Origin of the sequence: Psychrobacter sp. PSP (assembly GCF_024085615.1) — a bacterium.
GTDB classification, from domain to species: Bacteria; Pseudomonadota; Gammaproteobacteria; order Pseudomonadales; family Moraxellaceae; genus Psychrobacter; species Psychrobacter pacificensis.
Genome location: NZ_JABLTF010000021.1, coordinates 275,478 through 295,607 on the forward strand (window position 1 = coordinate 275,478; position 20,130 = coordinate 295,607).

Annotated in this window: 29 protein-coding genes and 1 other RNA gene; 11 read left to right on the plus strand and 19 right to left on the minus strand. The window is 43.0% G+C overall.

Going from position 1 to position 20,130, the window contains the following annotated elements:
• Positions 1 to 58 precede the first annotated feature (58 nt).
• On the plus strand, positions 59 to 1,162 hold the full coding sequence (gene aroC / locus HL061_RS12920; protein WP_071003539.1) for a chorismate synthase: 1,104 nt from the start codon (positions 59 to 61) through the stop codon (positions 1,160 to 1,162).
• A gap of 134 nt (positions 1,163 to 1,296) precedes the next feature.
• On the opposite strand, the gene HL061_RS12925 is transcribed toward aroC, so the two are convergent.
• The 4 genes from HL061_RS12925 to HL061_RS12940 all read right to left on the minus strand — a co-directional run bounded on the left by HL061_RS12925 (position 1,297) and on the right by HL061_RS12940 (position 5,793).
• Positions 1,297 to 1,497 (minus strand): hypothetical protein, encoded by a 201-nt coding sequence (locus HL061_RS12925; RefSeq protein ID WP_212563687.1) that lies wholly within the window; start codon positions 1,495 to 1,497, stop codon positions 1,297 to 1,299.
• 130 nt (positions 1,498 to 1,627) lie between these two features.
• Entirely contained in the window at positions 1,628 to 3,400 is a 1,773-nt protein-coding gene (creC, locus tag HL061_RS12930; protein ID WP_252962915.1) for a two-component system sensor histidine kinase CreC, read from the minus strand.
• Between the two features lie 16 nt (positions 3,401 to 3,416).
• Positions 3,417 to 4,196: a response regulator gene (locus HL061_RS12935; protein WP_071003542.1), complete on the minus strand. Its 780-nt coding sequence runs from the start codon at positions 4,194 to 4,196 to the stop codon at positions 3,417 to 3,419.
• A 226-nt stretch (positions 4,197 to 4,422) separates the two neighbouring features.
• Positions 4,423 to 5,793 carry a glycerophosphodiester phosphodiesterase family protein gene (locus tag HL061_RS12940; RefSeq protein WP_071003543.1) on the minus strand — a complete coding sequence of 457 codons (1,371 nt, stop codon included), beginning with the start codon at positions 5,791 to 5,793 and terminating at the stop codon, positions 4,423 to 4,425.
• A 419-nt stretch (positions 5,794 to 6,212) separates the two neighbouring features.
• Between HL061_RS12940 and HL061_RS12945 the strand changes: the two genes are divergently transcribed.
• Together HL061_RS12945 and ssrA are read left to right on the plus strand one after the other, a co-directional pair.
• Positions 6,213 to 6,884 carry a dienelactone hydrolase family protein gene (locus tag HL061_RS12945; protein WP_071003544.1) on the plus strand — a complete coding sequence of 224 codons (672 nt, stop codon included), beginning with the start codon at positions 6,213 to 6,215 and terminating at the stop codon, positions 6,882 to 6,884.
• 85 nt (positions 6,885 to 6,969) lie between these two features.
• Positions 6,970 to 7,328, plus strand: a transfer-messenger RNA (tmRNA) gene (ssrA, locus tag HL061_RS12950).
• 192 nt (positions 7,329 to 7,520) lie between these two features.
• On the opposite strand, the gene HL061_RS12955 is transcribed toward ssrA, so the two are convergent.
• The 15 genes from HL061_RS12955 to HL061_RS13020 form a co-directional block, all read right to left on the minus strand.
• Positions 7,521 to 8,411 carry a hypothetical protein gene (locus tag HL061_RS12955; protein ID WP_252962916.1) on the minus strand — a complete coding sequence of 297 codons (891 nt, stop codon included), beginning with the start codon at positions 8,409 to 8,411 and terminating at the stop codon, positions 7,521 to 7,523.
• A gap of 116 nt (positions 8,412 to 8,527) precedes the next feature.
• On the minus strand, positions 8,528 to 8,920 hold the full coding sequence (locus HL061_RS12960) for a hypothetical protein (RefSeq protein ID WP_252962917.1): 393 nt from the start codon (positions 8,918 to 8,920) through the stop codon (positions 8,528 to 8,530).
• Entirely contained in the window at positions 8,893 to 9,186 is a 294-nt protein-coding gene (locus HL061_RS14040) for an excalibur calcium-binding domain-containing protein (RefSeq protein WP_355457894.1), read from the minus strand. Before HL061_RS14040 ends, HL061_RS12960 begins: the two co-directional genes overlap by 28 nt.
• A 270-nt stretch (positions 9,187 to 9,456) precedes the next feature.
• Positions 9,457 to 10,425 carry a tyrosine-type recombinase/integrase gene (locus HL061_RS12965; protein ID WP_252962918.1) on the minus strand — a complete coding sequence of 323 codons (969 nt, stop codon included), beginning with the start codon at positions 10,423 to 10,425 and terminating at the stop codon, positions 9,457 to 9,459.
• Positions 10,426 to 10,445: 20 nt separating this feature from the next.
• Positions 10,446 to 10,814, minus strand: coding sequence for a hypothetical protein (locus HL061_RS14045; protein ID WP_252962919.1), 369 nt, complete (start codon positions 10,812 to 10,814; stop codon positions 10,446 to 10,448).
• Positions 10,804 to 11,007: a hypothetical protein gene (locus tag HL061_RS12975; RefSeq protein ID WP_252962920.1), complete on the minus strand. Its 204-nt coding sequence runs from the start codon at positions 11,005 to 11,007 to the stop codon at positions 10,804 to 10,806. Before HL061_RS12975 ends, HL061_RS14045 begins: the two co-directional genes overlap by 11 nt.
• The gene (locus HL061_RS12980) at positions 11,000 to 11,350 is read right to left on the minus strand and encodes a hypothetical protein (RefSeq protein WP_252962921.1); all 351 of its coding nucleotides are present in this window, start codon (positions 11,348 to 11,350) and stop codon (positions 11,000 to 11,002) included. Before HL061_RS12980 ends, HL061_RS12975 begins: the two co-directional genes overlap by 8 nt.
• A gap of 9 nt (positions 11,351 to 11,359) precedes the next feature.
• The gene (locus HL061_RS12985) at positions 11,360 to 11,878 is read right to left on the minus strand and encodes a hypothetical protein (RefSeq protein ID WP_252962922.1); all 519 of its coding nucleotides are present in this window, start codon (positions 11,876 to 11,878) and stop codon (positions 11,360 to 11,362) included.
• A gap of 15 nt (positions 11,879 to 11,893) precedes the next feature.
• Complete coding sequence (locus tag HL061_RS12990; protein WP_252962923.1) at positions 11,894 to 12,115, minus strand: TraR/DksA C4-type zinc finger protein; 222 nt, start codon at positions 12,113 to 12,115, stop codon at positions 11,894 to 11,896.
• Positions 12,115 to 12,783: a hypothetical protein gene (locus HL061_RS12995; protein WP_252962924.1), complete on the minus strand. Its 669-nt coding sequence runs from the start codon at positions 12,781 to 12,783 to the stop codon at positions 12,115 to 12,117. Before HL061_RS12995 ends, HL061_RS12990 begins: the two co-directional genes overlap by 1 nt.
• Positions 12,780 to 13,205, minus strand: a complete 426-nt coding sequence (locus tag HL061_RS13000) for a hypothetical protein (protein WP_252962925.1) — start codon at positions 13,203 to 13,205, stop codon at positions 12,780 to 12,782. Before HL061_RS13000 ends, HL061_RS12995 begins: the two co-directional genes overlap by 4 nt.
• A 14-nt stretch (positions 13,206 to 13,219) precedes the next feature.
• Positions 13,220 to 13,501, minus strand: coding sequence for a hypothetical protein (locus HL061_RS13005; protein ID WP_252962926.1), 282 nt, complete (start codon positions 13,499 to 13,501; stop codon positions 13,220 to 13,222).
• A 609-nt stretch (positions 13,502 to 14,110) separates the two neighbouring features.
• The gene (locus HL061_RS13010; RefSeq protein WP_252962927.1) at positions 14,111 to 14,608 is read right to left on the minus strand and encodes an HIRAN domain-containing protein; all 498 of its coding nucleotides are present in this window, start codon (positions 14,606 to 14,608) and stop codon (positions 14,111 to 14,113) included.
• A 31-nt stretch (positions 14,609 to 14,639) separates the two neighbouring features.
• Positions 14,640 to 14,849: a hypothetical protein gene (locus HL061_RS13015; RefSeq protein WP_252962928.1), complete on the minus strand. Its 210-nt coding sequence runs from the start codon at positions 14,847 to 14,849 to the stop codon at positions 14,640 to 14,642.
• A gap of 5 nt (positions 14,850 to 14,854) precedes the next feature.
• Positions 14,855 to 15,595 carry a LexA family transcriptional regulator gene (locus HL061_RS13020; protein WP_252962929.1) on the minus strand — a complete coding sequence of 247 codons (741 nt, stop codon included), beginning with the start codon at positions 15,593 to 15,595 and terminating at the stop codon, positions 14,855 to 14,857.
• 124 nt (positions 15,596 to 15,719) lie between these two features.
• Here HL061_RS13020 and HL061_RS13025 point away from each other — a divergent pair, with 124 nt between their 5' ends.
• From HL061_RS13025 to HL061_RS13060, 8 genes are all read left to right on the plus strand, one after another.
• Positions 15,720 to 15,941, plus strand: a complete 222-nt coding sequence (locus HL061_RS13025; RefSeq protein WP_252962930.1) for a Cro/CI family transcriptional regulator — start codon at positions 15,720 to 15,722, stop codon at positions 15,939 to 15,941.
• A 54-nt stretch (positions 15,942 to 15,995) separates the two neighbouring features.
• Positions 15,996 to 16,448, plus strand: coding sequence for a phage regulatory CII family protein (locus tag HL061_RS13030; protein ID WP_252962931.1), 453 nt, complete (start codon positions 15,996 to 15,998; stop codon positions 16,446 to 16,448).
• Positions 16,441 to 16,653: a hypothetical protein gene (locus HL061_RS13035; protein ID WP_252962932.1), complete on the plus strand. Its 213-nt coding sequence runs from the start codon at positions 16,441 to 16,443 to the stop codon at positions 16,651 to 16,653. The genes HL061_RS13030 and HL061_RS13035 overlap by 8 nt, the downstream gene beginning before the upstream one ends.
• 39 nt (positions 16,654 to 16,692) lie before the next feature.
• Positions 16,693 to 17,394 carry a phage antirepressor KilAC domain-containing protein gene (locus HL061_RS13040; RefSeq protein ID WP_252962933.1) on the plus strand — a complete coding sequence of 234 codons (702 nt, stop codon included), beginning with the start codon at positions 16,693 to 16,695 and terminating at the stop codon, positions 17,392 to 17,394.
• Positions 17,394 to 18,767: a YdaU family protein gene (locus HL061_RS13045; protein ID WP_252962934.1), complete on the plus strand. Its 1,374-nt coding sequence runs from the start codon at positions 17,394 to 17,396 to the stop codon at positions 18,765 to 18,767. Before HL061_RS13040 ends, HL061_RS13045 begins: the two co-directional genes overlap by 1 nt.
• A gap of 385 nt (positions 18,768 to 19,152) precedes the next feature.
• Positions 19,153 to 19,425 (plus strand): hypothetical protein, encoded by a 273-nt coding sequence (locus HL061_RS13050; RefSeq protein WP_252962935.1) that lies wholly within the window; start codon positions 19,153 to 19,155, stop codon positions 19,423 to 19,425.
• A 22-nt stretch (positions 19,426 to 19,447) separates the two neighbouring features.
• Positions 19,448 to 19,648 (plus strand): hypothetical protein, encoded by a 201-nt coding sequence (locus tag HL061_RS13055; RefSeq protein WP_252962936.1) that lies wholly within the window; start codon positions 19,448 to 19,450, stop codon positions 19,646 to 19,648.
• The gene (locus tag HL061_RS13060) at positions 19,645 to 20,127 is read left to right on the plus strand and encodes a hypothetical protein (protein ID WP_252962937.1); all 483 of its coding nucleotides are present in this window, start codon (positions 19,645 to 19,647) and stop codon (positions 20,125 to 20,127) included. The genes HL061_RS13055 and HL061_RS13060 overlap by 4 nt, the downstream gene beginning before the upstream one ends.
• The last annotated feature ends 3 nt before the right edge of the window (positions 20,128 to 20,130 follow it).

The following is a 20,130-nucleotide window of genomic DNA, read 5'->3' on the forward strand; positions in this document are numbered from 1 at the left end:
TAATCATAAAAGGTTGGTCGAACAACCATCAGTCGCGTTTACTTGTTTAAGGACAATTATGGCAGGCAATAGTATTGGGCAGGTTTTTACGGTCACCACTTGCGGTGAGTCACATGGCGCAGGACTGATGGCCATCGTTGATGGCGTACCACCAGGTTTAGCATTATCTGCAGACGATTTACAAGTAGATCTGGATCGTCGCAAACCGGGTACGTCTAAGTATTCAACCCAGCGCCGTGAGTCTGATGAAGTTGAGATTATCTCTGGCGTATTTGAAGGCAAAACCACAGGGACATCCATCGGTCTATTGATTCGCAATACCAATCAAAAATCAAAAGACTATAGCGATATCAGAGATACCTTCCGTCCTGGACATGCCGATTATACTTACAGTATGAAATACGGCTTTCGTGATTATCGTGGCGGTGGTCGCTCGTCAGCGCGTGAGACGGCTATGCGAGTGGCTGCTGGTGCTATCGCTAAGAAGTACTTACAAGAACAGCTGGGCGTACAAATTCGTGGTCATGTGACCCAAATCGGCAATGAGCATAGTAACGTTCTAGATCCGAGTCAAATTGACTGGGAATTTGTCAATAGCAATCCGTTCTTCTGCGCAGACAAAGAAGCGATTGGCCGTTTTGAGACCTTGATTGACAACTTGCGCCGCGAAGGCACCAGTTGCGGTGCACGCCTTGATATCATTGCGAGCGGTGTACCCGTAGGTCTGGGCGAGCCAGTATTTGATCGTTTAGATGCCGATATCGCTCATGCGATGATGAGTATCAATGCGGTCAAAGGGGTTGAGATTGGCGATGGTATGGCAGTGGCAGGTCAATTTGGACATAGCGCTCGTGATGAGCTGACCCCAGATGGGTTTGCAGCCAATCATGCGGGCGGTGTCTTAGGCGGTATCTCATCAGGGCAAGATATCCGTGTCAGTATCGCGCTTAAGCCAACGTCTAGTATTACCACCGCTGGTAAAAGTATCAATACCCAAGGTGAAGCAGTCGATATGCTCACCAAAGGCCGTCATGATCCTTGCGTCGGTGTGCGTGCCACGCCTATTGCCGAAGCGATGCTAGCGATTGTAGTGCTCGATCACTATCTGCGTCACCGTGGTCAGAACGCGGATGTGAAGCCGCCAGTACAATCGATTACTTAGTATTTTTGCTCTAAAGCAATCAGCCCTTTGTTGTTTCCAGTAGTTTGATACTAGAAATGATAAAGGGCTTTTTTATGTCCCAATAAAATACAGGGGTTACCTAAAAACAATCAACGTGCTGAGCGAGCAAGATATCAGGCTGCCAATCGATATTCATCAATAGCTACACATTGCTGATGCCGAAAGACCAGTAATAATTGCTGACTAGGAATCGCTAGCCAATGTCCAAACTCAATACTACCGACACCTTGGCTGGATAGTATCTGCGCGCAGTGATGACGACTGAGGCCGATTAGGTGCTTGATCATAGGATCATCAGTTAATTGACGTGACATAAATGTTCTCCTTCTAATCTGCTTTACAAATTTGATGGTTCAATAGATCTTAGTGCTATCGTAAAATAAAGAAGTAGAAATCCTGTGCAGTCATGATGGAAAATTGATGAACTGTTATCAATGCTTATTCTTAAGCCAGGGGCAGGGTAATACTAACCATCACACCAGAACGCTGATTTTTACCAGTATGATTTTTATCAGTGCCAATTTTATTATCATTAGCATGGATATTATCAATAGTTACCTGACCGCCATGATGCTCAATGACTTGCTTCACTAAAGTGAGTCCAAGACCGGTACCTTTTTTGAGAATACTATCGGACTGTTTTGAGTCAGCTTTGTGATGTGCTGAACCTGTATCTAGCGTATAGGTTGTATTCTGATTTTTCACTTGCTGAACAGAATGGCTTTGATGAGATAGGCTAAAATAACGCTCAAAAGCTTTTTCAATAGCATAATCAGGCAATAGCTTTCCATCATTAAATATATCGATGATTACCGTTCGCGCTGTGCTGTGCAACGAGATATCAACAGTGTTATCAGCAAAATGAATGGCATTATCCAGCACATTTTGTAAGACTTGTACCAACCAAAATTGGTCAGCAAACACACTGGTAGAGGCCAATAATTCTGCTGGTAAGTTTGTAGTGTTTGTCATGTGCTGATCATCGATGTATATATCGATAGGTTGTAGATTCTGCTGTTGCTGCTTAGCGGTATTGTCTTTTATTAGACTCTGTAATAATGGCAGTAGCGGCGTTAGCTGACGACTGAGCTTAAAAGTAGGCTGTTCAACTTTCGCAAGCAACAGTAGTCGGTCGATGAGCTGCTGCATTTTTACGCTTTGCTCACCAACCGTCTCAATGAGCATCTGCCGATCCTCTTTATCAAGCGTATGACCATCTAGTCCATCATCTTCTAACAGCTCACTACTGGCGCGAATGGCGGTTAAAGGGCTTTTTAACTCGTGAGTGAGTGTATGCACATAATCAGTGACATAAGCACGATTCTCTAGTCGATGCTTCATAGTCTCAATGGTATCTGTCAGGCTGTTTAGCTCATGACCCAGATAAAAATAGGGCTTTTTGGTGTCTTCTGCCAGCGAACTGGTATATTGAGTCACTAAGGTAATACTTTGCTTGAGCCACCATGCGATGAGACCTGCTAAAATGAGGGCAGCCGTGCTGATAAATAGCACTGTGATCAGCATGCGGTTACGTGTGTCGTCCAAATAAGGTAGCACGCTGGCGACAGGTTTGCCGACGCTGACCACGCCGATAATCTCGCCAGACATATTCTTTATTGGCTGTGCGACATACATGACCGAGCCATCACGCTGCTGGTTATCCCGCAGCGTACTTCTTGCACCGTACTGACCTCTTAATGTGAGATAGACATCATTCCAGCGCCCATAGTTTTGTCCCTCATTATTATCAGGTTGGGGTAGCGAATCATAAATGACCCTGCCGCTGCTGTCTGTTACATATACCCGAAAGCTACTATAGCTTTTGGTTTGATTGACAGCGCCTAAGTGCTCGTTAGTCGCCGGTATGCCCACAAATGCAGTATCGAGCTGTGCTTGATACGCTTCATCGTATAGCTCGCCCGTAGCCAATGGCACTTGCAGGCTAGCGGCTAGTAATTTACTGGTGTCTAATAGCGTGTCTTCGATGACCTGCTGGGCGGTTGGCTTAACGTAGCCAAATAATTGAGTAAAAACAACAATGCCACAAATGATGAGTACCAAAGCGACCGCCAGCCAAATCCTAAAAAATATACTTAAATTGAGCAGTCGTTTACGCTTAGGAGTTTGCTGCACAGTACCAATGGGATGCAATTTGGCATACCAATTGTTTTGGTCGTTATGAGTATCGCTCTCAGCATTATTGGCATTATGATTCATAAATTAGCAGCTATTATTAAGCTGGACATAATGCGTAACCCAGTCCACGATGTGTATGAATGACTTCAATACTCGTATCAATAGTCGCAAGTTGCTTACGAATCGACTTGATATGGCTGTCTATCGTGCGTGCTAGGCGATGATCAGGATAATCACTAACTGCGTTAAGCAGCTGCTCACGGCTAAAGACTTGATTCGGTGCTTGTAATAAGGTGAGTAAAACTTTGCGCTCGGTGTTACTAAGTTCCAGCTTTTGCTCTTGCCACGTTAATGAATAATTAAGCGGCTGATAGTGCCAAACGCCGGATTGGTTTTCAAACGTTAATGCTTGTCCTGATAGATTATTCGAGGAGGTGCTGTCAGTGCTGTCATTTGAGCTTACGGTATGAGAGCCTGACTGTTGAATCAGCTGTTCACGTCGCCAAATGGCTTTTAGGCGTGCGACCAATTCACGTGGACTAAAGGGTTTGGCACAGTAATCATCGCCACCCATCTCCAACCCTAAAATACGATCGACCTCATCGCTACGTGCAGTCAAAAATACAATAGGCAAGTCTTTTAAGGCGTCGATATCAGGTGTATGACGTATTTGTTGGCACAGACTCAGACCATCGCCATCTGGCAGACCGACATCCATAATGATCGCCGATAGATCTTGTGCTTCATGACTATGCAGCATGGGTAACACACTACTGGCATTATCCAGCCAAGTCATCTGCCAGCCTTCGCGCTTGCAGGTAACCTTAAGCGACATCGCGATCGCAGGATCATCTTCTACCAGTAAAATATGGGTCATAGTCTCTACATCATCTTATAATCTTAGTAAATTATCGTAGCACAAAACAGCAGGATGCTCCTGCTACTAGGAACCGAATGGTGTGAAAAGTTAATGGAAAAGTAGGGTGCTCAGTAGATGGTTTTCGGTGTAATCATTTTAATGCATTTAACAAAAAGGCCAGCTCAATGGATAAGCTAGCCTCGGTAATACAAACTAAGCGTGATTATCTATTAATAGACTAAATCTATTTAAGACCTTTGCAATTGGCGTAATAGCTTACCGTAGCGGGCCAGTCTGAAAAAATGCCTTGGACACCGACATCCTGCGCTAGTACGTCAATATAATTCATCATATCACCATCATTGTTGATAGCATCTCCAAGACCGCTATAGTACCAATCGCCACCGTCGGTTAATGGTCCTGAACGCTCTATCGACCACGTAATGATTTTTAGACCATTGGCTTTGGCTTGTTTTGCGTATTCTGATGGTTGCATATTGCCTTTACCGTCAGTAGTGACTAATAACCAAAGCGCCGGTGCAATGGTATTGATGCCGCGTGCTTTGATATCAGCCAATGAATGTCTCCAAGTGCTTGCGTCGTTTTTATTAAAAGTTTTATCGTCAGCGGTCTCATTGCTGTCATCAATCAGATAGACGGCATTAGCCCCATAAGCTGGCTCGTTTTTGATCCAGTAATCCAGATCTTCTATATTGAATGACTGGGCAAATACATCACTTGCAGGCACGCCCGCTGCCTTATAAGTATCTATCAGCTGTTGGCGATAATCGTCTAAACGATAGCCATTAAACGGCATGGTCACGGCTGGTGCTTTTAGCTCAGGCGTGTGCTTCATGCCTAGCTGGCGTGCCAATGCGATATGCTCTTTTAACGTCAATACCTGACCATTTTGTGAATACAAGTCCGTTCGCCACGGTGCGGTTGCATTCATATACTCGCTAATACTGGTTGCTTTTTTATTGGCAGCATCCATCTTACCCGTCAAGGTTTTAAATTGAGCGGCACTGATATCTGAGGTGCGACATTCGATACTATCGGCATTGGTAAGTTTACCCTGAGCATCCAATACAGGCGGTACGGTACATTGCTTGGCCAGCGGCGTGGTCAAAATATTAGTCGTGGTGTGCAAATCGTTTTGGGCATGACGACAGACAAGCTCACCGTCATTGGTAAATGCAACATCACATTCTAAGATGCCAGCACCCATTTGTGCTGACGCCACGTAACTATCATAAGTATGTTCAGGTAGCTGTAATGGCGCACCTCGATGCGCAATAGAGAAGTCCGTCTTACTTGGTAGTTGCCCCCTGCACGCCTGTAGCTCTTGTTTTAGTGGTCCCTCATCCATATCATTTATCAGATAAAACGGACGCACGCCATAGGTATATGCGACAGGTGAGGACGGTTGCGGCTGTGATTGCAGTTGCGCTATTGATGAAGAGGCTTTTGATGTGAGTGTTGAGCGGCTATCAGTAGTGCAGCCTACTATTAGTAATGAGGTGACAAGCGTTAAAGGTAAGGCGAGATGAATCTTATTGACTTTAGCCAGCGTGTGCTTACTCAGCTCAAGCGCTGATTTATTAGAAATTGTCATGTAAAATGTTCCTGCAAAATTATAAAAAATCCCATCGGACGTAGGGATAGGAATTAAAAGATTAGCGTTTGACTATTGGTTGCTACTTGCTGTTTGCTAAAAGAAACTAAAGGCCTTGCATTCTTGTATGAGCTTAGTTTTGTAAGAACTTAACATTAATGCAGATACAATTGTAGGAAAATGTACTAAAGAGTAGACAGTTGACAGTATATAAGCTTGATAGTACTGGGCTTATCGGTCATAAAATCATACGTGTCTTCTTATACTGTTCTCATTTTCGCTATTGTCCATTTAGTACCTCACTATTGACATATTCTCAAACTAACAGATGATATTGACCATATAATGACACATACATTATTTTGACAAAAAACATAGAAATGCTTAGGGCATATCTCACTACATTATTAAGGATAACTATGAGTAACTATTTAGACGCCGTCGTCGTTGAGCACAATCCCTCTCAAAAAAAGATAGATCGCGCGGTGATTTGGCTACACGGCTTAGGTGCTAGCGGTCATGATTTTGAGCCAGTTGTGCCGCAGCTTGGCTTGGCTGATGATATGGCAGTACGTTTTATCTTTCCACATGCACCAAAACGCCCAGTAACCGTAAATGGCGGCATGGTGATGCCAGCATGGTACGACATCATAGAGATGAGTCTGGAGCGCAAAGTAGATGTGGCTCAGATTGAAGAGTCTGCTCAGCAGATACAAGATTTGATTAGCCGTGAGATTGAGCGCGGCGTATCACCAGAGCACATCGTTATTGCCGGATTTTCGCAGGGCGGGGCGGTGGCGTATCACGTGGCACTTGGCTACCCAGAGCGCTTAGCTGGCTTGATGACGCTCTCCACCTACTTAGCGACCAATGACAATATTGAGTATAGTGCTGCCAATAAAGACATGCCGATTCTGATTGAGCATGGTACGCATGATCCAGTCGTGCCTGTCATCCTAGGCGAGCATGCGCAGCAGTTATTGACGAGCAAAGGCTACAACGTTGAATACCATACTTACTCGATGGCACATCAAGTCTGTATGCCGCAGATTCAAAATATCGGCAAATGGCTAAACACCGTCTTGGCTTAAGATGATTCGCTGTAACGTAATGTAATAAGGGTTATGTATAGGTTGAAAAACCATCAATAAATCCTATATAATAGTCAGTCTTATTGGGGATGTTCTGGCTTCGACGCTGGTGATGAAACTCAATGATGCATGTCGAGAGTGTATGTCCTCTCGTTAATCAAACATATATTGTTATAGTCGCAAACGACGAAACTTACGCTCTAGCAGCTTAAACCCTGCTTACTGCGCTGCCGATTACCTATAGTTGGTTAGCCCAGTTGAAGCGTCCGCATATAGGTTCGCCACAAGGGATTGTCTCAATCGCTTGGGTTCAAAAGTAGAGAATCGTCCAATCCATCCTGACTGTCGGATCGGTGCGGATTAAATTTAAAGACAGAAACTAAACATGTAGATTCATGAGCGTAATGCTGGCGGACGCGGGTTCAACTCCCGCCATCTCCACCAAATATTTTAAATAAAGTCAGTCACTTAGGTGGCTGGCTTTTTTTATGACATCATTTTGACATCATTGGCTGGCAAGACGATGCACTATCTTTAATTGAACGGTGATTCCAAGTTTACTATTAAGTCAAAAGATTATTGACTAAGTAATAAAAAACCCACTGTGAGGTGGGTTTTTAGATATAAGATCAGTGCTTAGCTATCAAAGTCGAAAGGCTGCTGTTGTGCTGCTTTTTCGTGATTAAGAACCTTGAGTATTTTATAGTTGGTTTTTAGTTTCCCTTTTTCTTGATACTGCTCTTTCTGTAATATCACATGTAGAATATCGCCATCGTAAAAAGAAGCTTCTCTGTTTTGCACTTTCTTAATAAACCCTTCATCGACAATGTTTGCGTTAATCGTCTCGTCGCCTTTGGTGAACTGCCATTTGTTGTTCATATTGAAGCTAATTTTCACAATTTGTAAAAAGCTTTCTTCTTCATTTGTTAACATGAGCTCTGTGGCACTGGGTGGGATAAAACGACTAGCATACTCCTTATCAACTTCAAACACCTTTTCAGTATCTTCGCTGATACTAAAGCTGTTAATCCCTTCTTCTTCCAAAGGCTTTATTGCTTTGTAGATAGCCTCCCTAACTTCAAAGTTGTTATAGACCTTATATACATGATTATTAATAATAGTTATTTCGCTGTCGAAATATAAGCGACTATACCCATCACCAATATCTTCTACTTTATTAGGCTTTTTTCTACCAAATTTTTTAATTAAATAAAGCAGAGCACCTATGTGAGCAATGATATTTGAACTAGCTGTTAGGTCACTTGTTCCAAAAAACCCAAAAACTAAATCTTTTGTGGCTTGGAGGCTTGATATGGCTTGTGTGATAAGTTCAATTTCAATTGAACCTGCTTTTGCATTACCCTTCATCTTCAAAGATGCTTTATATTCTCCGCTTGTACTCTCTATAACGAGGGCATCAATTACTTTCTGAATACCCATTAATGCAGGAGCAAGTAAAGCAACATCCATTTCATGGTTTGCTAGCGACTCTCCATCATATTTGACTGTAAAATTAGTTTTTGGCATTTCATACTCGCTCACAAGCACCTTCCATAAGTTATATTATTATATGATATTTGACATAATTACACTGTAAAATTCTTAAACTACAAAGGCTTAGCTGTGATTCTTAAGCTTGAACTCTACTCATCACACGCTTTCAACCCAACCTCCACAGCCTCATTCAAATCAGCACCTTTCTTAATACTATAAGGCACATTCGGCTTCATACCATCGCGCTTCAAAGCCTTAGCAGCGGCCTTATTGAGCGGTGTACCGATAGATGAGTCTTTACTATAGCCTGCAGGTTCAAAATACACCTCAATACCAAAATCAGGATAATAGACACACAATATCTCGCCTGACGTGGTGAAAGGGTAAGGCATCTTGTGATCAATACTCCAAAACACCTCATGCACCACAGCATTACCAGAAACGAACTTACTAGCGTAACTTCTATCTTGGGAAGGGGTACAGGCAGTTACGGTCGAAAGTAAGACGGCACCAATTAACCACCTGGGCATATTGATTCGCATGGTACTCCGTCCTTATCTCGATCTAATCGAGTGTTGCCACACTTCAGAGCTTGCTTAGCCTGCTCACAGTTAGCCATTTGGCCGCAAGTACTAGGTAAGCCTTTACACTGCGAACCGCCAGCACCTTTGGTAAATAGTGGGTGATCAACTTCGACAGACTCTTTTAAAACTGTATTGCTTTGGAATGGATTATCTACTGTTTTAATTGCAGCGTTAGTTGAAAGTGCGAAGATAGATAGCACAGAGGCTAGCATTAGTTTTTTCATGCGGAAATTACCTTTCTATTAATTATACTGACAACTATGAGTTTTTCGTGATAATAAAGAAAAAAATATTAATCAACTTTAACTTATTAGTAATTATTGAGCAATGTAATAAACAACTATAGTTTACGATAAGCTAATAAATATAGTTGTGTAAATGCAGATGATAGGAAATTTCACGAACATCAGGATCGCATTTGAGATGCGATCCTATAAAACTCATGCAGTAGGATTAAAGGCTTTTTGGTAAAACGGTGGGATGGCGAGAGGATATTAATCAGTTGTGAGCTTCGATATCTCAATCTTGTTCTGATCACCATGCAACCAACGCCCATACCGCTTAATAAGCATCTGCAAGCTGTGGCCCAACTGGTTAGCGACAAACACCGGATTAACATCAGACATTAGTAACATCGTCGCATAGGTGTGCCTGGCATTATATGCTGGTCGATGCCTTACCCTTGTAGCCTTCATTGCTTCAATCAGCCGCATACGTGCTGGCTTTTCATTATAGAAAGGCTGGCTTGTTTCTGGACATATCATCACATAGTCATTACTGAGCTTCATAGCATCTATTGCTTCAAACGCACGCTTAGAACGATCGTTTAAATAGACTTCACGCGCAGTGTGAGTCTTGGTGACTTGCTTCTCAACGCCACGTACACGGCTTTTATTAATGATTACTGACTCATTAAACCAGTCGATATCTTTCCATCTCAAAGCATAAAGCTCACTTGGGCGGCATCCTGTCCAAAACGCGACTTCAAAATACCAATAATAAAACCTATCCTTGCCGCTTAAATTATTATCAAGCCAAGAGAGTAACGCGTTCATCTCATCGCGCGTAAATGGGTCCGGCAACCCAGACTGCACCTTTTTATTCTTGATCATCGACATGGGGTTTTCTGCAGGCGTGATCAATCGCAGCTCAATAGCTTTGTCAAAGACACCGCGCAGTGGTACCAGGCAATTATTAAAGGTCTTATCAGACTTGAAGTCTCTATCTGCAATGACATCGCGTATAAAATCCGATGTTATATCATGTATCGGCATAAGCGCCATGCGCGGCATCCAATGCTTATTTAATGCGCTGACATAATCCTTTTTAGAGTCGGTATTGGCTTCACAGTGCTTTAGGTATTTTTGGGCGACTTCTTGAAATAATACGCCATCACTAACGATGACGCTATTATCATCAACAATTTCGCCTCGAGCGCTGGCGAGGTCTGCTTCTGTGAGCACACCCCATTCGGCTTTGGTGATTAGATCACTTCTAATTTTAGCAGCTGCTTTGATACCCGCCGCATTGACGGGGTGAGGGAGCGTGATGTGATAGGCTCGACTGTTTCGCCTAAAGTAGATCTGGACGCGCCCCGATCTAAGCCGCACGCCTTGCGGTAACGCCGTTCTGCTTGCTGACTCATCCATTGGTTATATCCTCTTATTGAGTAATATAGGTTACCACTTTGTTTCATCCAAACAACGTTTTCTGGCCACTCGCGCTTACGGTGAGTAAGCTTTTGCTCGGCAATGCCAGTCAGCGCAGCAAACTGCTTGGCATCTACCCAATCAAGCGGGGTTAGGCCCATCTGATGGAGTAGGTCGATTATGGCTTGAGATTCATTTGGCATCTTCACTCTCCTTTAGTTTATCTAGCTCTTTAACCAAGTCGTCGCGGCTATCTAGAGCAGATGCATAAATCAGGTTCCCACTACGCCACATATCAGCATTCGTCATCAAACTTGCAATCCGTTGGTATCTGGGATCGTCTTTGTCGTCAAAATGAACTGCGAATATGCAATTAACTTCCTGTTTTTTACTCACAATCGCTCTCCTTATCCAGTTTCATGTCCGTCATCAGCTTGACCAAGAAGTCGCCAATATCCCAAACCATCTTGTCCAGTTTTTTATTATTAACTTTGTTCTTCTCACCGATTTTTATCATCATTATCATTAAGTGAACGCCCAACAATCCATGTATCTTAGGTTGTAAGGCAGCTGTTTGGTGAGCTTCTTCGAGAAAATTAATAGGCGGAGAGTATTCTTTAGTGTTGCCTTTTATAGCGCATAATTCGCCCCGCAATTCCCATAAAAACAAATTAACTTCTGAAATCAAACTACCTAATTTTTGCTGAGTCACTTCACCACTGTTGTTTACTTTTGGCATAACCTGTCCTTATTGGTCATTAATATTCTGCACACTGCACTGATAGTTGTCAGCGATACATAGTGATTTGCCATACCTAGCGATAACACCATCGATTGCTGAGATCCAATAGCCTGCTTTGTCTAGCACTGGTCTACGCTCGAAGTATGCAACAGCGCCACTCTTATCGATTGCACGCCATTGCATATCAGGATATTCCCAGCGCACCTCGCTAATTAGCTTAGGCACTTGAACACCGCCTTTGGGTTGCGGCGCTACCAAAAACATATCAGGCTGAGCGCTGCTAAAGCGCTCTATAAAATACTGCATTAAATCTAATGGGTCGGCATTAAAATCTAATTGCTCTGATAGCTGATGCTGCTTACCGTTTAGACTTAACGAGTCGTCTTGAATAGTAAATCGCTGTGAATGCTTAGCTTTAACTTTGCCAGTCTTAGTTACGTCATCGAACACAGCAAACATTTGAATGCTATTCACACCACTTCGAGTAATTGTTCTCGATAGTGAGCTGTTATTTAGTCTTAACATATCCAATCCTATTATCTAGCGACGACTATGATTCCAAAATCTTACCGAGCTTTCATGGTGCTTCTGGCAATCAAAGCAACGCCTTACGCCACCAATCGCGCGGCGCTTGCTTGGTATTTCTTCACCGCAATCCTGGCAATCAAGCAGTGACGGTATGTTAAATGTTGGCAGGACACGCAGACGAGCAGTCATTTCAGCATCTATACGGTCTTGGGCGAGGTCGATATCATCAGCCATCAGTCATCTACCTTTTTAAATTCAACTACCCAAATCCAATCATGAGAGCTTACATTTTTTATGTTTTTCTCATGAATAAAATAATTCATTAAGGGTTCGGCCCACTTGCCAATACAACCTATATCCTCGCAAGTCTGATATTTGTGGTCGCAATAATCGGGCTTTAACCCCATTGCCCTTGCGTCTATATCACTAATATCCTGAATGCGTTCAATACAAACATCAGTTATCTCTAAGAGTAGGCGACTGGCCCATCGTGGCATTGCGACTGGAGAGGTCCACCCACCGTCAGCAGGCGTCATGTGCGGCGCATCAGCTTTATAGCTCATCCCTAAATCATCACGAGTGATAAGACCTTCCGCTAACTCTTGTTGCTCATAATCGTGCAAAAAGTCAGGTGCATGATGTGTTTCGCGCACCCAAAGCCGATCACCGATAGCACCGAAAGGGCAGGGCTCATCAGACAACTTCCGTGTTTCAGCATCTTCAAAGTTATCCCAACCCCAAAGTGATGGGTCGGACTTATTACAGTATCGACCACCTAAAAACTCTGGACTACCGTAACGTAATTTTATTGGCACTCGATGCTGCGTCTTATTGCCCGCTAACACTGCGTTGACTTCTTGGGTATTTAAGATTATCGGACGTTCTTTTAATTGCGTGTTCATAATCCCACTTCCTTAGCTGTCAGTGGTTCGCCTTGGTTGTTAATAGGCACTACGATGTAGTGTCTGCTATGCCTATTACTATGAAATACCCATCCGCCTGCTTTAGCTTCTTTGTAGCCAACAATTATCGTCATATGATTACTATTGTTTGCTTTACACATAACCGCCTTATCACCACGCTTAAGCATTGCGTGACATAAAGCACTGCCCGCCAGTGGCTCATGCCCCGGACAACCGCCGCCGAATACATCAAAGCCTTCGCAGTCATCACCAACTGGCATAACCGTGTGACCCTTGGCCAATAATTTTTTTAACTCAATTCTTGCTTCAGCGTCAGATAGAGGATTGCCATCTTGATCTTCTAAAAAGTCGATGGTACCAATACGGTTGTTACGCAAGCATCCTGCTATCGATTGCTTCATGTGATAAGTCGTCATCATTCTCTCCCGTACGCTTTGGCTATGAAGCCATTGGCATAACTTGCCGCCTTGGCTTCGGTCGAAGTTTCGTAAGCTTCTTCAACTTCATCATCAAACCCATTCATCGGGTCAGTGACGTAATTACCATCGTCGTTAGGTAGTGACGCCTTATGTTCAGCAATCATTGCGTCATGAGCTGATTGCTGACGGTCAAAAGCATCTCCTATCACGCCAGCGACTGCCGAAACAGTATTAAGTGCAATAACAAGTAGCGCCATTAATCCAATTGCTGCGAGCATGTTCTTTGCAAGTTTCATAATAATTACTCTGTGTCGTTGTGATGCGTTAATAATAACCATAGTTATAATAACTGTCAATAACCAAAGTAATAAATTAATGAGTTTATATTACTTTAAGACTATTAAGCCATAACCGCAGTAATTCCTAGTTTTAACAAAACTGTAAGTAATTGTTAAAATAAAATCTCAGGTACAAAAAAACCGCCCATATAGGGCGGTTTATTATTAAGTTTCAACTTCTGTGTTTTTGTTTAGGTTATTGCAATAATATTAAGAGTGGTCTCTGAGCCAGTCGCGAACTTCTTGAGAAACATTGAACGAAGCCCACATCTTCCCATTTACTGGAATAACAAATATTCTATCGTCACTATCAGTAAAATTCCGCAAATGATTTGCAATATCTGTAGCCGTCTTATTGGATTGAACTATCCATTGAGATTCTGTTGGTCTAGCATAAGCACCTGTTCCGCATGTTTTGATTCCTTCGTATATGCGGTCGTAATCTTTCTTCTTAATAAGATCGTAAGTTATAGAGTATAAAGCCATTGTTTCACCTCATTTTGTCGCCAGTCTCAAGCGTGCTGGCACGGACGCTTATTATCCTCAGCTTTAAAAGACTATTGAAAAAAGAAAAAACAATATCAGCGCACCTATAATCATCGTTACAGGTGAAATCTTCTGCTTAGAACTGTCCGGAAGGGGTGGCGGTGCAGGCTGGCTCGATGCGTCGTTATATTTTCTTAAACTTTGTGGCGATCCAGACAAACCCTCTAGGTTTAAATCAACCCACGCACCGTACATAGGATGATTTCCTCTATATATCTTACATCTTACAGACAGAGTATCTTTATCGCCTTCACATAGGTGTCGATAGCGAATAGCATCCTGCTTAGATAGATAACCCAATACTCCATGAGTAGAGACAATTGCTACTGCATTCTTATCGTAAGGGTTATTCGGTTCGTAAACTAAACCCACATCAACAAAAGCAGACTCGCCTTTTCTAAAAGCGTTAGGATCTTTATAGCTTTTTGTCAGTGCCTTTTGATAGTTCGATTCGCCCACAATAGGCGTGTCGAACTGATAGCCAAAGTGCCAGTCTGTCATTCGTAAAATCCTTTTTTTGATAACACATTTATTACTTTTGATTCACATCAGCGACTTCGTCAATATTGCGCCGCTTTATTGGAAAGTTATTCATGTCGTAAACTGGAATCATAACTAGGTTTCCAAACTCTTTAGCAGCCAGCTTTACTTCATCAACAGTCAGACTTAGCGCCTCATTGTTTTCAGCTGCTACATTAATTTTAGCTATCAATTGGTTTATCGGTAATTTACTGTTATCCATAATTCTTATCCTGCTCTATAAACTTGTCGGCCTGCGATAATTAAGCTTTCATTATGCTCAGGAGTAACTACTTTATCTGGGTAAGCCTTGTTGAAGCTACTCAATCTATAAGAGCCTCCAGCCTCCCTAAATATTTGCTTTATCATGCGATCACCATCTAGAAGGATTGCATAGTACTCGCCATCTTTTATTTCTCTATCAGTGATTACAATACCAACCTCATCACCGTCTTTGATATAAGGATGGTTGCTGTCATTGATGGCACAAATTAACTTAAAATCTTCCGGTCTAATATTCCTATCTTTGAAAAAAGAGGGTGGTAGTTTTCTATAGCCTTTGATGTTCTCAAACTCACAAGAACCATTACCATCGCCGCAGCAGAAATAAAGATCATAAATAGGTATTGATACCATCTCATCATCAGAGTCATCTGTAGATACGGATCCTGCTTCCAAAATTCTTGCAAGCTCTTTTTCAGGATCAGCTATAGCTTCACTGCCAGCGCGCTTAGCTTCTTCGGCCTTATTAGCGGCACCAGAAAGCATTTCCCCACTACCATTTGCTAACCAATCAACATTCACCTCAAAAACTTTGGCCAATTCGTTGATGTATGTAGTTCGCTTGGTATGTCCTCTTTCTATCTTGTAATAACTTGGCTGAGACATGCCTGTGGCATCTGCAACATCTTGTTGCGACAGGTTTAGCCTATCTCTAGCCAGCTTAACCCTCTCTGCTAACGTGCTCATTACGATTCTCCAGTTATTACAATGATTCTAATAACCTAGGTTATCAATGTAAAATGCTTAAAGTTATTGATTTATAATAACTAAAGTTATATTATTAAGGCATAAATATACCCAAGGTAATAAAATGAAACCTAACAATCCTTATGAAGCCTTAGTCAGTTATTTTGGAAATCAGCATAAGACGGCTGAAGCATTGGGCTGTAGTCAGCCTGGTGTATGGAAATGGGTTCAAGGTAAGGCCAATATGTCGGCACCTCTGGCTTTAAAAGCTGAGCGAATCACCAAGGGTGAGATTAAAGCCGTAGACCTTTGCCCCGCATTAGCTGAACTCGAAACCACTGATTAAATACTACAACCACCCACTCATCAACAAAACGTTTTTATAAATAGGTAGGACACGATGGACGTAATCGACGCAGCACACAAGACAGTACACAACCCTAAGCATGGCGGCTCAACAGCTATTGCAGCACGTATGGGTATGTCTAACACCGTACTGAACAATAAAGTCAATCCGAACACTGACACGCATCATCTGCGCCTTGATGAAGCGATAACAATTATGGAATACACCAACGACACCAGTATCATCCAAGCCATGGCTCACCGCTTAGGCGGCGTATTTACGCGTGTAGATGAAGAGGCGACGCAGGCAAGCATCATCATGACCGCGCTATCTACATCAGCATGCCAGGGCGACATCATGAGTGAAATGCAGCAAGCGCTAGAAGACGGCCGCATTGATTGCAAAGAGCATGACGCGCTACAGACAAAGATTCAAGACGCCATGGTCGCACTGCGCACACTCAGCGTTCAAATCGCCAATCATTGTGAGGGTAATAATAATGTGTAATGCCACTATCAATAAATGCAAAACTTGTCATTTAAGAGAAGCAACAGAAGTGACCGGCGATGATCATGCAATCAAACGTGAGTTTGAGCGCATCGAGCAACGAGCCAAATCAAAGGAGGGTTGGGATGGACGAGTTATTAGAACTAGCTCACATTATTTAAAAGCCCAAACAAAAAGCCCATCAGCGGACACTGATGGGCTTTAGGCGTTTCTTCAAAGCAAAACTAGATAAAGGAATACTACTATGAATATTCAGACTTTGCAAACAAATAATAAAAAACGTATGTCTAGCCGTGAAATGGCAGATCTATGCAAAAAGCCTCATGACAATGTATTAAAGCTAATACGCTCTTTGGTCGAAAAGGGTATCGTAAAAAATACGACACCCCATCAGTACACGCATGAGCAAAACGGCCAGCAATACACTCACTTTTTATCAGACCAGCGAGACAGCCTTGTAATTGTCGCTCGCTTATCACCTGAGTTTACCGCTGCAGTTATTGACCGCTGGCAAGAGCTAGAAGCGCAAGCCAGCGCACCAGTCATCCCTGCCACCTTATCTGAAGCATTGCGCCTTGCCGCTGATCAGGCTGAGCTTATCGAGAATCAGCAGTCGCGCTTAGCACTTACTGAGCCTAAAGCTGCAGCATTGGATGTTATCGACTGCGCCATGGGTAGCTTAAACGTTCGAGATACTGCCAAAGCGCTTGGTATTCCACAAAACAAGTTTGTTAATTGGTGCCTGGGCCATGATTGGATGTACCGCGACAAGCGCAACAAGCTAAAGATGAGCAGCATTCGCATGAAGCAAGGCTTTATGGAAGAGCGCGCAGTAACGTATCAAGGCAACAGCAACGAGCGAGTCGCAACCACTCAGCCCCTATTCACGCCAAAGGGCCTTACGCATCTTGCTAAGACTTTTGCCATCGTTCATGAGGTGGCCTAATGCATTTCTATAACTTCAACATTGCTGATTTTAACAACTCAACACGCCACCTATCGTTACCTGAGCGCGCTATCTATCGTGATTTGATAGATATGTACTATCACAACGAACAAGCCATTGATTCGTCAGATATGAATAAGCTGGCACGTCGTCTGCTATGTACTACGCCTGAATATCTTGAAATGCTCGAATACATACTTGATGAATATTTTGTCAAACGTGGCAAGCGTCATCATCATCACCGTATCGATAAAGAGATTAAGAATTACAAATTCAAAAACGGTAACACCGATAGTAACGGCAAGCGTAACGCTGTAACGAATGATGTAACGCAAGGTGTAACGCCAAGTAACGATGGGTGTAACGTTACGTGTAACGATGATGATGCGCCTATGACAGCTGCAGAACGTACTCGCAAGTCTCGTCAAGACAAGCGCAATATGATTAACGACCTTACTGATATAGGCGTATCTTTTAACAAGGATATTGGTACTGCTGATTTAAGAGAGTTACATGCCAAGCATATTGACGCTATCAAACAGTGTCACGTTAGTAACGTTACAAGTGATGTAACTCAAACGGTAACGCCTAGTAACGATGACTGTAACGCTAGTAACGCAAAAAACACTGCTATAACCAGTAACCAGAAACCAGTAACCAACAACCAACAACCAGTTAGAGAGGACGCACACACAAACACAGGCGAGGTGATTGTGGATAAGTTTAACCATGGTTCTGTGGATAATTCTACTGACAGCAATCAACCATCAGACAGCCAGCCAGTAGCACCACAGCCAGCAACCAAAGCTGATCAGATACGTGACCAACGTGCTGATGATGTTGAGAATTGGGAAGCGCCAACCATTGACCAGATGCGCGGTGAGTTATTCAAAGCTGGCAAGATGATACAGCTCACTGAAGATCAGTATCAGTTTGAAGTCTCAGCATTCAAAGCGCATTACGCTGAGCAAGCGCTCAAAGGCAATCCACTGACCACAGACTCTTATCGCAAAGTAAAACTAATTAAATGGATGATACGCGAAGCAAACAATCAAAAAGCCGATCAAGCGCGTCAGGAAAAAGCCAAGGGCCGTTTTAATATCGACAATGAAGATTGGAGCAACAGCGCCGGCACGTCGTCTAACAGTTACGACAGCGACTTGCCACCAGTGTTCCATCCAAGCCATAGCCAGCCAGTACAGGCTAAGCTTGACCCTAGTAAGTGCTGCATTTTTAACGGCTTGTGCAAAGAGCCATTGCCGGATATGAGTATTGCTGAAACTTACGAGCATATCAAGCAACAGAAGATGCCAGGCGAGTCAGCAGATGAAACCTATGACAGAGTATTAAACCAGTTGCAGGAGGCGGTATGAAGTTATCTACAATTCTACGTGCAGAGCTTAAGCAGCTATATGGCGGTTGTTGCTCTTACTGCGGTGAGAAATTGGGTGAGAGGTGGGACGCAGATCATTACTTACCGATAAGACGAAACTGGATAAGGGTAAACGGAAAGCAGGTTTTTACAGACTGCGAAAATCCCGAAAACGACTGTATTTCAAACTTGAAGCCAGCCTGTAGGTCTTGCAATTTAGACAAGGGTAGCTTACACCCAGAGGATTGGCGGAAAATGATTGTTAATAAAGTTGTTTGTTTGAATAGAGATAGTACGACGTATCAAAAAGCTAAACGTTACGGATTGGTTGTCGAAACAAATATTGATGTCGTTTTTTGGTTTGAGAAGTATAACAGGGAGACAGTATGAGTTATTTCGACGGTTACGCCCAAGGGCCAGTAAATATCAATCAAGAAGTTAAATTTAAGCTAACCAAATACGGCCAAAAAATACTAGATGATCATAATGCTGAGGTTAGAGCCACCTGCAAAATGCTGGCTGATTACAGTGCTACCAAGATAGATGGTGAGGGCGTGCATGTAATGCAGTTGCATACAGCTATGAGGGTGTTTGGTGGTAAAAATATAGGATTTTCAGAACCTCCTTTTGAAAACTGCGTTATGACTGTTTTGCGATAACCCATTTGCAGGCGAGGTGAGTATGAAAACCACAAAGGACATCAAGGTCATCTATCTGCAAAAAGCATATTACCCAAAGACGGGTACTTATCAGGGATGGACGGGGAAATTAAGAGTAGTTGCTGGGGATCCGTTCCATGATAACTATGCTAAGTGGGATGAACAAGGCCAAGCAATTGATCATGAATATGGTGATATTAATTTAAAGGATGGTAAGAAATGATTTTAATCGGTATCGACACAGGCGTTAAGACAGGCTTTGCTCATAGCATTGATGGCGTACTGCAAGAAGTATCTACTCAAAGCATTCTAAGCGCCCAAGATAAAGTTTATAAAACGTTTGAAGAGGCGCAAGCGTCGGATATTAAATTCGTCGTCTGTATTGAGGACGTGCGTAAGCGTAAGTGGGTAGATCCTCGAATCGGTAAAGAGCGCATGAAGGGAGTGGGTTCGGTTATACGTGATTGCTCAATCTGGCAGGAATTTTGCGAGCGCTACGATATTCCACATCTTTTGGTTGCGCCTGCTAGCATTGATACTAAGCGCAGCGCCAAAGACTTTAAGATGATTACTGGCTGGCATGGGCGTACGTCTGAGCATAGCCGTGATGCTGGCATGCTTATATATAAATATCATCGATTGATTGAAAAGGGTGTGGTCGACGTGCCAGCGCCAAAGCCGATTAAAAAGGAAGGGAGATAGGGC